The following is an 11527-nucleotide window of genomic DNA, read 5'->3' on the forward strand; positions in this document are numbered from 1 at the left end:
GTCATCGGCACGGCCTCGACCGTCGTCGGCGAGCCGATCAGGCGTCGTCGGCGTCGCGGATCTGCTCGTGGTGGCGGATCACCTCGGTGACGATGAACCGCAGGAACTTCTCGGCGAACTCCGGGTCGAGCCCGGACTCGTCGGCCAGGCGCCGCAGCCGCGCCATCTGCTGCTCCTCGCGCGCGGGATCCGCGGGCGGCAGGCCGTGCTCGGACTTCAAGCGCCCCACGCGCTGGGTGTGGCGGAAGCGTTCGGCCAGCAGGTTCACGAGCGCGGCGTCGATGTTGTCGATGCTCGCGCGCTCCTCGGCCAGGAGCTGCCGGGCGCGCGTGGTGTGGCCGTCGCCGTCCGCGGCGTCCTCGGCACGATGGGTGTGCGCGGCGCTCATGCCGAGCGCGCCGAACGGTCGGCCTCGGCGCGGGTGAGCATGAGCGGCTCGCGTCCCTCGGTGACCACGCCCTCGGTGATGACGACCTTGGCGACGTCGGTGCGCGAGGGGACGTCGAACATGACGGGCTGGAGGATCTCCTCCATGATCGCCCGCAGGCCGCGGGCGCCCGTGCCGCGCTCGACGGCGCGATCGGCGATCGCCTCGAGCGCCGAGCGCTCGAGGTCGAGCTCGGCACCGTCGAACTCGAACATCTTCTGGTACTGCTTGACCAGGGCGTTGCGGGGCTCGGTGAGGATCTGGACGAGCGCGTCGCGATCCAGGCTGGTGACGCTCGTGAGCACCGGCAGACGGCCGATGAACTCGGGGATCAGCCCGAACTTCAGGAGGTCCTCCGGGAGGATCTTGGAGTAGATCTGCTCCTGCTCGAGCGGGGTGTGCAGCTCCGAGCCGAAGCCGATCCCCCGCTTGCCGATCCGCCCGCCGATGATGTCCTCGATGCCGGCGAAGGCGCCCGCGACGATGAACAGCACGTTGGTGGTGTCGAGCTGGATGAACTCCTGGTGGGGGTGCTTGCGGCCACCCTGGGGCGGGACCGCGGCGACGGTGCCCTCGAGGATCTTCAGCAGCGCCTGCTGCACGCCCTCCCCCGAGACGTCGCGGGTGATCGAGGGGTTCTCGGCCTTGCGGCCGATCTTGTCGACCTCGTCGATGTAGATGATGCCGCGCTGGGCCCGTTCGACGTCGTAGTCGGCGGCCTGCAGGAGCTTGAGGAGGATGTTCTCGACGTCCTCGCCCACGTAGCCGGCCTCCGTCAGGGCCGTCGCATCGGCCATGGCGAAGGGGACGTCCAGCAGGCGTGCGAGCGTCTGGGCGAGGTAGGTCTTGCCGCAGCCGGTGGGGCCCACGAGCATCACGTTGGACTTGGCCACCTCGACGCCGTCGCCGTCCTCCGACGCGGGCTCGGCCGCCGGTGTCAGCGGCTGGGTCTTGTCCCCGGCGACCCGTGTGGGGCCCGCCTTCGGCTCGGCGGGTGCAGGACGGTTGCGCTTGTAGTGGTTGTAGACGGCCACGGCCAGCGCCCGCTTGGCCGGGACCTGACCCACCACGTACTCCTCGAGCTCGTCGAAGATCTCATGGGGCGTGGGCAGCGGCGCGGGCTTGGCGGCCTCGGGCTGCGCGGCCTGGATCTCCTCGGCGATGATCTCGTTGCACAGCTCGATGCACTCTTCGCAGATATACACGCCGGGACCGGAGATGAGCCGTTCGACCTGCTTCTGCGACTTCCCGCAGAAGGAGCACTTGAACACGTCGGCTCCATCGCTCGTGCGCGCCATGCTCGTTCCTCCCGGTCGACGGACGGTGGGGCTGCGGCCCGTGGGCCGGTGCGGCACGTGCCGCGGGGAACAACCTACCCGCCCCGCGGCGGGGAGGAGGGGACGCGCGCCGCACCCGGTGCGATGCGCGCCCCCTCCCGCCGACGGGGCGATGCCCTCAGCGCTGGAGCTTCGGACGGGTCTCCTTGCGCGAGGCGAGGACCTGATCCACCAGACCGTAGTCCAGGGCGCCCTGTGCGGTCAGGATCTTGTCACGCTCGATGTCGCGGCTGATCCCGGCCTTGTCGCGGCCGGTGTGGTGGGCCAGGGTGTCCTCGAGCCACTCGCGCATGCGGAGGATCTCGTTGGCCTGGATCTCGATGTCCGAGGCCTGGCCGCCTCCGCCCTCGCCGCCCATGGCGGGCTGGTGGATGAGGATCCGGGCGTTGGGCAGCGCGAGGCGCTTGCCGGGCGAGCCCGCGGCGAGCAGCACGGCCGCCGCGGAGGCCGCCTGGCCCAGGCACACCGTGGTGATGTCGGGCTTGATGTACTGCATCGTGTCGTAGATGGCCGTCAGCGCCGTGAAGGAGCCGCCGGGGCTGTTGATGTACAGCGTGATGTCGCGGTCCGGGTCCTGGGACTCGAGCACGAGCAGCTGGGCCATCACGTCGTCGGCGGAGGCGTCGTCCACCTGCACGCCGAGGAAGATGATGCGGTCCTCGAACAGCTTGGTGTACGGGTCCTGGCGCTTGAAGCCGTAGGCGGTGCGCTCCTCGTACTGCGGGAGGACGTACCGGGAGGTGGGCATGGGGCCCGCCTGCGCTACGGGCATGGCGCCGAGGGAATGGGGGTCGAAGGTCACGGGTGCTCCTTGGAGGTCTCGGATGTCTGGGGGCTGGGGCCTGGCGCGCGGGGCGCTCAGGCCTCGCTGCTGCCGGTCGGGCCGGACTCGGTGCCGCCGCCGCCGGAGACGTCGTCGGCCCGGGTGACGATCCGGTCGATGAAGCCGTACTCGAGCGCCTCGGTGGCCGTGAACCAGTGGTCGCGGTCGCCGTCGGCGATGATCTGCTCGATGCTCTTGCCGGTCTGCTCGGCCGTGAGCTCGGCCATCTGCTTCTTCATGGAGAGGATGAGATCCGCCTGGATCTTGATCTCCGAGGCGGTGCCGCCCAGCCCGCCGAGGGGCTGGTGCATGAGCACGCGCGTCATGGGCGTCGCGTACCGCTTGCCCTTGGTGCCCGAGGAGAGCAGGAACTGCCCCATCGAGGCGGCCATGCCCATCGCGACGGTCACGACGTCGGGCTGGATGTACTGCATCGTGTCGTAGATGGCCATGCCCGCGGTGATCGAGCCGCCGGGGCTGTTGATGTAGAGGTAGATGTCCTTCTCCGGATCCTCGGCGGCGAGGAGGAGGAGCTTGGCGCAGATGGCATTGGCGTTGTCATCGCGCACGTCGCTGCCCAGCCAGACGATCCGCTCCCGCAGGAGGCGCTGGTAGACGTTGTCATCGAGGCCCATGAGGGAATCGGACTGGGCGGCGCGCGGCCGGTCGGTCTGCGAGGTCACGGAAGGTGCTCCTTCGAGATGTCATCGTGGATGTCCTCGACTCTAGGCGGTGGCGCCGACGGCCGGGCGCGCTGTTCGCCGCGGGCGCATCCCCCACGGCGCCCGGAGCGCAGGGCCCACCGCGACGCCCTGCCCTCTGCCCGGCGCACGGATCGCCGGACGGCGTGACGGGAGGAGCGTGGCGGGAGGAGCGGGGCGGGGCGCACGCAACGGTGGGCGGTCATCTGCCCGGGACCCGGGGAGAGCGCGTTCCCCGAGGTCGGAAAGCGCTTCGCCCCACTTGTCCAATTCGTCCCATGGGTGGTCGCGGAGGAATGACGTGTCGTGGGGCACCCCGAAGCCCCTTTACACGGTAAACCCCCGACTCGCAGTCATGACCTGCGGCGTTGTTCCCTCAAGTTTTGGTCAAGTCCACGGCCCGGCCTGTCCAAGCGGCTGGTGCCCACCGCCCCCGCCCTCCTACGGTGGATGCACCGACGAAGCCTGAGCTGCCCTTTCGGACACACTCCTCGCTCGAGAAGCATCGCCGGCCCAGACGAGAAGAAACAGCGACAGTCCCCGGACACCCCGCCCCGCGGCCCGGAGGACCGGAAGGAACACAAGCTCACCATGGCTCACCACAACTCGCACCGCGCAGCAGGCCGCGCAGTCACCCCGATCAACCCCACCCTCGCCCTCAAGGGCGCCGGCGGTGCCGCGATCGTCGGCTCCGTGATGATCGGTGGCCTCGCCACCGCTCAGGCCGCTCCGGTCAACGCCGCCCCGGCCGCCCCCAAGGCCGCCGTCGCGCAGGCCGCCCCGGCCGTCTCGATCCCCGCCGTCGCGGCCCCCACCACGGCCAAGACCGCCGTGCCTTCGGGTGCGGTGCTGGCACGCGGCTCGGCCGGCGACCGCGTCTCGGCGACGCAGAGCGCCCTGAACGCCAACGGCGCGAGCCTCGCGGTCGACGGCGTCTACGGCCCCCGCACGTCCTCGGCCGTCCGCGACTACCAGCGCGCCAACGGCCTCAAGGTCGACGGCCGCGTGGGCTCGGAGACCCGCGGCTCGCTCAACGGCGGCGGCGGCAAGGCCGTCGAGGCCCCCACCTCGAAGTCCTCGTCCAAGGGTTCCTCGAAGTCCTCCTCCTCCGAGGGCTCCTCCACGAGCGGCATCCTCGGCTCCGCGCGCACCCAGATCGGCGTCAACTACGTCAACCGGGGCAGCAAGCCCGGCAGCGGCTTCGACTGCTCGGGCCTGACCCAGTGGGCCTACGCCCAGGCCGGCATCAGCATCCCGCGCACCTCCGGCGCGCAGGCCGCCGCCAGCAAGCGCATCTCGCAGTCCGAGGCGCAGCCGGGCGACCTCGTCGTGTGGCCCGGCCACGTGGCGATCTACGCCGGCAACGGCAAGGTCGTCGACGCGGGCAGCTCCAAGGGCTCCGTCTCCGAGCGTTCGATCTGGGGCAGCCCCAGCTTCCGCACCTTCCGCTGAGGCCGAGCACCTCAGGGACTGTCGCACGAAGGCCCCGATCCCCGCACAGGGATCGGGGCCTTCGCCGCCCCCGGGGGCAACGTCACCTCTGGACCCCGGGCGCGCACCACCCGGCGCCTGGAACGTCGACCGCGCGCCTGACGGGCCGTGCCGATCACGCGGCGCGGAGCGCCTCGGCGATGCGTTCGGCGACGAGCTGCGGTGACTCGACCGTGGTGTCCAGCACCAGCTCGTCGGCGAAGCCCACCCCCGCGAGGACCGCGGCGAGCTCCGGGTGGCGGCGACGATGCCAGGCGCGCCGCTCCGCATCGTCGGGATGCCGCGCGTCGAGCCGCCGCGCGGCCACGGCGGGATCGACGACGAGTCGCACGAGGAGCAGTCGCTGCGCGGACAGGGCGGCCGTCTGGCGTGCCACGTCCTCCGGATCCTCGATGACGCCCGCGACCACCATCACCTCCGCCCCGTGGGCGCGGAAGGTCGAGGACACCGCGCGCAGGTTCTGGGTCGCGACCGACGTCGAGAACGGGTCCGCCCGGGAGGTGGGCCAGCGCCGACGGAGCGCGTCGACATCGATCAGCGCTCCGGGGACGCCGCGCCGCTCCAACACCGCCGCCAGCGCCTCGGCGGTCGTGCTCTTTCCCGCCCCGACGCTCCCGTTGATCCACACCGCGTCGTATCCGCACCCGGGGTCGCTCGTCATCGGATCAGAGTAGAGGGGGTTCGGAGGTCCTGCCGGACGCTCGGCGCGGTGCCCGGCAGGGTCCGGCAGGATCCGGCAGCACCGGATCATGCCGCACGGCGCACAGCGGGCCGCCGCCCCGGAGGACGACGGCCCGCTGTGCGTGCGAACGGAGGGATCAGCTCTCGTCGGCGACCTTCTCCTCGGCCGCCGCGGCCTTCTTGGCGGGGGCCTTCTTCGCCGGAGCCTTCTTGGCGGGAGCCTTCTCGGTCTCGGCGGCCGCCTCGGCCGCGGCCGCGGTCTTGGCGGGAGCCTTCTTGGCCGGAGCCTTCTTGGCCGGCGCCTTCTTCGCAGGAGCCACCTCGGCGTCGGCCGCGGGCTCAGCGGCCTCGGCGTCGTCAGCCTTCTTGGCCGTGGCCTTCTTCGCCGGAGCCTTCTTGGCGGGGGCCTTCTTCGCCGGAGCCTTCTTGGCGGGGGCCTTCACGGCAGGAGCCGCCTCGGCGTCCGCATCCTCGGAGGTCGCCTCGTCGGCGCCGTCGGTCTCGGCCGCCAGTCCCAGGTCCAGGATGTCGCCCGCGGCGTTCTTGACGATCACGTCGGCCAGGGCCACGTCGAGGGCCTTCGCGCGCTGCGCCTCGCCGAACACGGACTCGATCTGACCGGACTGCGCCAGGACCTGGAGGAACTGGTTGGGGTCCATGTTGTAGGACGCCGCGAGCTGGGTCATGTAGCTCATGAGGTCGTCCTGCTCGAGCTGGACCTCACGGATCTCCAGGAGCGCGTCGAGGATGAACTGCGTGCGGATCGCCCGCTCGGTGTCCTCGCGGATCTCCTCGCCGTGGGCGTCGCCCTCGGCCTTGCCCTCGTTCTCGAGGTGGGCGTTGATCTCATCGGTCACCAGCTGCTCGGGCAGCGGGATCTCGAGGTCGGCGATCAGCTTGTCGAGGAAGGCGTTGCGGGCCAGGGCCACACGGTTGCCCTCGGCATCCTTCTGCGCCTGCTCCTGCAGATCGGTCCTGAGCTCCTCGATCGTGTCGAACTCCGAGGCGAGCTCGGCGAACTCGTCGTCGGCCTCGGGCAGCTCGCGCACCTTGACGGACTGCGCGGTCGCCTTGACCTCGGCCTCCTCGCCGGCGCGGTCGCCACCGGCGAGCTTGGAGGTGAACGTCGTGGTCTCACCGGCAGAGAGCCCGTCGAGCGCCTCGTCGAGGCCCTCGAGCATGTTGCCCTCACCGATGCGGTAGGAGACGCCCTCGACGGTCTCGATCTCCTCGCCGTCGATCGTGGCGACCATGTCGAGCGAGACGAAGTCGCCGTCCTGGGCGGGGCGGTCCACACCCACGAGGGTGCCGAAGCGCTCGCGGAGCGCGTCGAGGCGCACCTGCACGGCGTCGTCGTCGACGGTGGGCTCCTCGATCTCGACCTCGTAGGTCGCCAGGTCGGGCAGCTCGAACTCGGGGCGCACGTCCTGCTCGACGACGAAGACGAGCGAGCCATCCTCGGAGCCGTCGAGTCCGGGGACCTCGGTGACCTCGACCTCGGGGCGGCCCACGGGACGCAGCTCCGCCTCGGCCGCGGCCTGCTGGTAGAACTCCGGGAGGCCCTCGTTGACGGCCTCCTGGAGGATGGTGGGTCGGCCCACGCGCTGCTCGAGGAGCTTCGCGGGCACCTTCCCCTTGCGGAAGCCGGGGATCTGCACCTGATCGGCGAGCTTCTTCGTGGCCTTCTCGATCGAGGGCTTGAGCTCCTCGAACGGAACGTCCACGGTGAGCTTGACCCGGGTGGGGCTGAGCTTCTCGGCAGTGGTCTTCACGGGCGGGACTCCCTGGTGCACATTGATGTCGGATGTCTGTTCGGTCGCCGACCCCGGGCGCTCGGTGAGCACCGCGGCGATGACGGGTCGGGATGACAGGATTTGAACCTGCGACCTCCCGCTCCCAAAGCGGGCGCTCTACCAACCTGAGCTACACCCCGGAGGGCAACCCTCCCGAGCTTACCCGGTCGCGCCCCGCACGCCTGATCGCGGCCGGGCCCCCTGTGACCCGGCTCATCGCCCCGGGAAGACGCCCGATGCGGACCTCGGCGCGCGCATCTGTTTCAATGGACCTGCTCGACCGGTGGGCGCTCCGTGCGCCGCAGGGCCGGGCGACCTCTCCCCGATACGGTGCTGGGCACCGTCGGTGCAGGTCACGCGGATGTAGCTCAATGGTAGAGCCTCAGTCTTCCAAACTGATCACGCGGGTTCGATTCCCGTCATCCGCTCCACCGACACACGTACGCCCCTGATGAGAGCATCGGGGGCGTTCGTGTCGGCGGCGCAGGCACGCGGCACGCAAGCTCCGCCGGCCCAGGGCCTGCGGTCAGCCCGGAGGCGAGCGCCCGATCTCCCAGGAGGAGACGTTGTTCCCGCAGCCCGGGCAGTCGGCCCGGACCTCGATGCGGGCGGGCGGATCCTGCATGGCCCGGCTGTCCGAGACCCGTGCGGCCAGGACGGCCATGCCGATCGCGTGTCCGCGCTGCGTGCCGCTCTCCGTCGCGCCTGCCGCGGTGGCGGGTTGCGCGAGCCGGCTCCGCTCCAGGTGCCCCACGCCCGTCGCGATGGCCGATTCCCGCTGGTGCCCCAGGTCGGGATGCGTTTGACTGGATCCATGGAACCTCTCACGGACGATGAGCGCTACGCGGCGATCCGGGCTCGGGATGCCCGCTTCGACGGCGTGTTCTTCACGTGCGTGCGGACGACGGGGATCTTCTGCCGCCCCTCGTGCCCGGCCCGAACCCCGCAGCGGTCCTCGGTCGACTTCGCGCCCTCGGCGGCCGCCGCGATCGAGGCGGGCTTCCGGGCATGCAAGCGCTGCGGTCCCGCGGCGCCGCCCGGCTCCCCCGATGCCGACCCCGCGGGATCGCTCGCCGCCCGGGCCCTGCGGCTGATCGAGGCGGGCGCCCTGGACGGCTCCGGGGTGACCGAGCTCGCCCATCGGCTGCTCGTCTCCCCGCGCACCCTGCACCGCGCCCTCGTCGGCGCGACGGGGGCCGGCGCGCTCACCCACGCCCGGGTCGCCCGGGCCCGCCGCGCGCACGAGCTGGTGGTCGGCTCGGACCTGCCGCTGTCAGTCGTGGCGTACGCGGCCGGCTTCGGCTCGGAGCGCCAGCTGCACGACACCTTCGTCCGCACCTACGGGCATGCCCCCTCGGTGGTCAGGGCGCGCCGCCGCGCCGTCCCGGCGGACGAGCGTCCGTTGGGGGCGGACACCGATGCGGCGCAGCTGCGGCTGGGCCTGGCAGTGCGACGGCCCTTCGACGGCGCCGGGCTCGTCGACTGGTTCGCACGCCGCGCCGTCCCGGGCGTCGAGGAGCTCCGGGGAACCCGGTGGACCCGCGCCGTCCGCCTTCCTCGCGGTCCCGGGGTCCTCTCGGTGGACCTGGGTGTCCCCGAAGGGCCGTTGCCCCTCCTGCTGCACCTGTCCGACGTGCGGGACGTGCCGGCGGCCGTCGCCCTGGCACGCCGCCTGCTGGACCTCGACGCCGACCCGCTCGGCATCGACACGGGTCTCCTCGAGGTGATGCCCGCGCTGGCGCCGCTGGTCCAGGCGCGGCCGGGCGTGCGCCTTCCCGGGACACCCTCGCTCGCCGAGGCCCTGCTGTGGGCGATCACCGGGCAGCAGATCACCGCACTGCAGGCCCGCGACCAGATCGTCCGCGCCACGGACCTGCTCTCGGAGGCCCTGCCCGCCGCGCTCGTCGCGGACGGCGTCGAACGGCTCCCGGTGGATCCGCTCACGGCCGCCGAGCACGCCGAGGACTGGTTCCGCGGACCCGGTGCCCGGCGGCGGGCGCTGTCGACGGCGGTGCCGGCCGTGCCCGACGAGGCGCTCGGGGTCGATGTCCTGCGAGCGTCCCTGCTGGCCCTGCCGGGTATCGGCCCGTGGACCGCGGACTACGCGCTGCTGCGCGGCGCCCGCGCGATCGACGTCGCGCCCTCCCGCGATGTCGCCCTGCTGGCCGCCGCACGGGACCTCGGACTCGCCGACGATCTCCCGGCGCTGGATCGCCTGCTGCGCACCGCCGCGCCATGGCGCAGCTACGCCGTCATGCACCTCTGGCACCACGCCGCGGCGATCGGCACTCCGAGCACCAGGCGCACCCCAGCCGCCGAATCCACCTCGACCCTGCCCACGACGACCGCCCCGAGCACCCCCCGTGAGGACCCCCGATGACCGCACCCGCACCTGCCCCCGTCCACACCACCGTCCCGACCGCGCTCGGGACCTACGTGATCGCCGCCCGCGGCGACGCGCTCACCGGCATCTGGCGCCGCGACCAGGCCCATTTCCCACGCGCGGAACGCCTGGGGGCGGAGGCCCCCGAGCACCCGGTCCTCGTCGAGGCCGCATGCCAGCTCGTCGACTACCTCGCGGGGCGCCGGGAGGAGTTCGATCTGCCCCTGGCGCCCGAGGGCACGGCCTTCCAGGCGCGGGTGTGGGCGCGCCTGGCCACGATCCCCCGTGGCGCCGTCACCACCTACGGCGAGATCGCCCGTGAGCTCGGAAGCCCCCGCGGCGCGCAGGCCGTGGGCCGGGCGGTCGGCACCAACCCGCTGTCGGTCGTCGTCCCCTGCCATCGCGTGGTCTCCTCGACCGGCGAGCTCACGGGCTATGCGGGAGGAATCGACACCAAGCGCGCCCTGCTCGTGCTCGAGGGCGTCGCCCTCGCCTGAGCGATCGGCCGCGACCCGGGCCTCCGTACCGATCATCCCGGTCCGTGGGACGATGGTGCTCATGTCCGAGCATCCCGAGCAGCCGCCGTTCCGCTTCCCCGTCGCCACCCGCTACGCGGGCATGGCATCCTCCCCGCTCAAGGACATCTTCGCCCTCGCCGCCCGCACCGACGTCGTCTCCTTCGCCGGCGGCATCCCGGATCCGGAGCTCTTCGCGCTCGAGGACGTCCGCGACTGCTACGACTGGGTGCTCTCCCACCAGGGCCGCCGCGCCCTCCAGTACGGCGTGAGCGAGGGCGAGGCCGAGCTGCGTGAGCAGGCGGCCCTGCGCGTCGCGCGCCACCTGCCCACGAGCGCCGAGCAGATCCGCATCACCTCCGGGTCGCAGGAGGCGCTGTTCGTGATCGCCGAGGCGCTGCTGGAGCCCGGCGACGTCGTGCTCGTGGAGTCCCCCACCTATCTCGCGGCCGTCCAGGCCTTCGCCGTCCACGGCGCCCGCGTGATCGGCGTCGACACCGACGACGGCGGCGTCCTGCCCGACGCGCTCGACCGGGCGATCCGCACGCACCACCCCAAGCTCGTCTACCTGATCCCGACCTTCCAGAACCCCACCGGCCGCACGATGGACCTCGACCGTCGCCGCGCCGTGGCCGCCGTGCTCGAACGCACCGCGACGGTGCTCGTCGAGGACGACCCGTACGGCGACCTGCGCTTCTCCGGGGAGCCGTGCCCGCCCATCGCCTCGCTGGGCGCCATGTCCGCCCAGACCCTGCTGCTGCACTCGATGTCCAAGCTCATGAGCCCGGGCGTGCGGATCGGCTGGATCCGCGGCGAGGGCGCGGTGCTGGGGACCCTCGCGGTCGCCAAGGCTGCGATCTCCATGCAGTCCTCCGTCGTGGACCAGCTGACGGTGGCCCGATACCTCGCGTCCAAGGACCTCGACGCGCACGTCGCGCGGGTGTGCGGCGTCTACCGCGAGCGCCGCGACGCGATGGCGACGGCGATCGCGCCGGTCCTGCCCGCGGGCGCGCACGTCACCCGCCCCGAGGGCGGCATGTTCCTGTGGGCGTCGCTGGGCCACGGCATCGATGCCCAGGCGATGCTGGCTCATGCCGTCGCCGCCGGGGTCGCGTACCTGCCGGGCTGGTCGTTCTACGCGGAGGACCCGGACCGCTCGACGATGCGGCTGTCCTACGTCACCCACGCGCCCGCGGTCATCGCCGACGCCGTGGGGCGCCTCGGGGAGGTCATCGCGACGCACGCAGAGCGGGCCGACGGGGTCTCCGCGCGGGTCTGAGCGCATCGCGCCGCGCGGGCACCCACGCGGTTCCGGGCGCATCGCGCCGCGCGGATCCGAGCGCGTCCGGCCGCGCGGTCGTCCACGCCGGCCCAGG

General features: G+C 72.4%; 11 protein-coding genes and 2 tRNA genes. 5 read left to right on the forward strand and 8 right to left on the reverse strand.

The features are described 5' to 3' along the window. Nucleotides 1-37 precede the first annotated feature (37 nt). From ACT3TZ_RS07835 to ACT3TZ_RS07850, 4 genes are all read right to left on the reverse strand, one after another. Nucleotides 38-388 (reverse strand): chorismate mutase, encoded by a 351-nt coding sequence (locus tag ACT3TZ_RS07835; RefSeq protein ID WP_444582843.1) that lies wholly within the window; start codon nt 386-388, stop codon nt 38-40. After that, complete coding sequence (clpX, locus tag ACT3TZ_RS07840; protein WP_444582844.1) at nt 385-1725, reverse strand: ATP-dependent Clp protease ATP-binding subunit ClpX; 1341 nt, start codon at nt 1723-1725, stop codon at nt 385-387. Before clpX ends, ACT3TZ_RS07835 begins: the two co-directional genes overlap by 4 nt. A 157-nt stretch (nt 1726-1882) precedes the next feature. Beyond that, nucleotides 1883-2536 (reverse strand): ATP-dependent Clp protease proteolytic subunit, encoded by a 654-nt coding sequence (locus ACT3TZ_RS07845; protein ID WP_444582903.1) that lies wholly within the window; start codon nt 2534-2536, stop codon nt 1883-1885. Nucleotides 2537-2622: 86 nt separating this feature from the next. Further along, nucleotides 2623-3270, reverse strand: coding sequence for an ATP-dependent Clp protease proteolytic subunit (locus tag ACT3TZ_RS07850; RefSeq protein WP_444582845.1), 648 nt, complete (start codon nt 3268-3270; stop codon nt 2623-2625). Between the two features lie 609 nt (nt 3271-3879). Between ACT3TZ_RS07850 and ACT3TZ_RS07855 the strand changes: the two genes are divergently transcribed. Beyond that, the gene (locus tag ACT3TZ_RS07855) at nt 3880-4740 is read left to right on the forward strand and encodes a C40 family peptidase (protein ID WP_444582846.1); all 861 of its coding nucleotides are present in this window, start codon (nt 3880-3882) and stop codon (nt 4738-4740) included. 154 nt (nt 4741-4894) lie between these two features. Here the strand turns inward: ACT3TZ_RS07855 and ACT3TZ_RS07860 are convergent, their stop codons facing one another. From ACT3TZ_RS07860 to ACT3TZ_RS07870, 3 genes are all read right to left on the reverse strand, one after another. After that, nucleotides 4895-5440 (reverse strand): AAA family ATPase, encoded by a 546-nt coding sequence (locus tag ACT3TZ_RS07860; protein WP_444582847.1) that lies wholly within the window; start codon nt 5438-5440, stop codon nt 4895-4897. A gap of 157 nt (nt 5441-5597) precedes the next feature. Beyond that, nucleotides 5598-7232 carry a trigger factor gene (tig, locus tag ACT3TZ_RS07865; RefSeq protein ID WP_444582848.1) on the reverse strand — a complete coding sequence of 545 codons (1635 nt, stop codon included), beginning with the start codon at nt 7230-7232 and terminating at the stop codon, nt 5598-5600. Between the two features lie 87 nt (nt 7233-7319). Continuing rightward, a tRNA-Pro gene (locus ACT3TZ_RS07870) sits at nt 7320-7393 on the reverse strand. Nucleotides 7394-7610: 217 nt separating this feature from the next. On the opposite strand from ACT3TZ_RS07870, the gene ACT3TZ_RS07875 reads away from it, so the two are divergent. Next, a tRNA-Gly gene (locus ACT3TZ_RS07875) sits at nt 7611-7684 on the forward strand. Between the two features lie 95 nt (nt 7685-7779). On the opposite strand, the gene ACT3TZ_RS07880 is transcribed toward ACT3TZ_RS07875, so the two are convergent. Next, a complete protein-coding gene (locus ACT3TZ_RS07880; RefSeq protein WP_444582849.1) occupies nt 7780-7917 on the reverse strand; it encodes a hypothetical protein in 138 nt (45 codons plus the stop codon). 150 nt (nt 7918-8067) lie between these two features. On the opposite strand from ACT3TZ_RS07880, the gene ACT3TZ_RS07885 reads away from it, so the two are divergent. The 3 genes from ACT3TZ_RS07885 to ACT3TZ_RS07895 all read left to right on the forward strand — a co-directional run bounded on the left by ACT3TZ_RS07885 (nt 8068) and on the right by ACT3TZ_RS07895 (nt 11430). Beyond that, nucleotides 8068-9633 carry an Ada metal-binding domain-containing protein gene (locus ACT3TZ_RS07885; protein ID WP_444582850.1) on the forward strand — a complete coding sequence of 522 codons (1566 nt, stop codon included), beginning with the start codon at nt 8068-8070 and terminating at the stop codon, nt 9631-9633. Further along, a complete protein-coding gene (locus tag ACT3TZ_RS07890) occupies nt 9630-10133 on the forward strand; it encodes a methylated-DNA--[protein]-cysteine S-methyltransferase (RefSeq protein WP_444582851.1) in 504 nt (167 codons plus the stop codon). Before ACT3TZ_RS07885 ends, ACT3TZ_RS07890 begins: the two co-directional genes overlap by 4 nt. A 61-nt stretch (nt 10134-10194) precedes the next feature. Continuing rightward, the gene (locus ACT3TZ_RS07895) at nt 10195-11430 is read left to right on the forward strand and encodes an aminotransferase-like domain-containing protein (RefSeq protein ID WP_444582852.1); all 1236 of its coding nucleotides are present in this window, start codon (nt 10195-10197) and stop codon (nt 11428-11430) included. Nucleotides 11431-11527 lie beyond the last annotated feature (97 nt).

The sequence above is a fragment of the Brachybacterium sp. AOP25-B2-12 genome, from assembly GCF_052378625.1.
In the GTDB taxonomy this organism is placed as follows: domain Bacteria; phylum Actinomycetota; class Actinomycetes; order Actinomycetales; family Dermabacteraceae; genus Brachybacterium.

Bases quoted from the DNA above. Each gene is read 5' to 3' on its own strand.
- ACT3TZ_RS07860 (WP_444582847.1), bottom strand. From the start codon at position 5,440: ATGACGAGCGACCCCGGGTGCGGATACGACGCGGTGTGGATCAACGGG.
- ACT3TZ_RS07845 (WP_444582903.1), bottom strand. From the start codon at position 2,536: ATGCCCGTAGCGCAGGCGGGCCCCATGCCCACCTCCCGGTACGTCCTC.
- ACT3TZ_RS07885 (WP_444582850.1), top strand. From the start codon at position 8,068: ATGGAACCTCTCACGGACGATGAGCGCTACGCGGCGATCCGGGCTCGG.
- ACT3TZ_RS07890 (WP_444582851.1), top strand. From the start codon at position 9,630: ATGACCGCACCCGCACCTGCCCCCGTCCACACCACCGTCCCGACCGCG.
- clpX (WP_444582844.1), bottom strand. From the start codon at position 1,725: ATGGCGCGCACGAGCGATGGAGCCGACGTGTTCAAGTGCTCCTTCTGC.
- ACT3TZ_RS07855 (WP_444582846.1), top strand. From the start codon at position 3,880: ATGGCTCACCACAACTCGCACCGCGCAGCAGGCCGCGCAGTCACCCCG.
- ACT3TZ_RS07835 (WP_444582843.1), bottom strand. From the start codon at position 388: ATGAGCGCCGCGCACACCCATCGTGCCGAGGACGCCGCGGACGGCGAC.
- ACT3TZ_RS07880 (WP_444582849.1), bottom strand. From the start codon at position 7,917: ATGGCCGTCCTGGCCGCACGGGTCTCGGACAGCCGGGCCATGCAGGAT.
- ACT3TZ_RS07895 (WP_444582852.1), top strand. From the start codon at position 10,195: ATGTCCGAGCATCCCGAGCAGCCGCCGTTCCGCTTCCCCGTCGCCACC.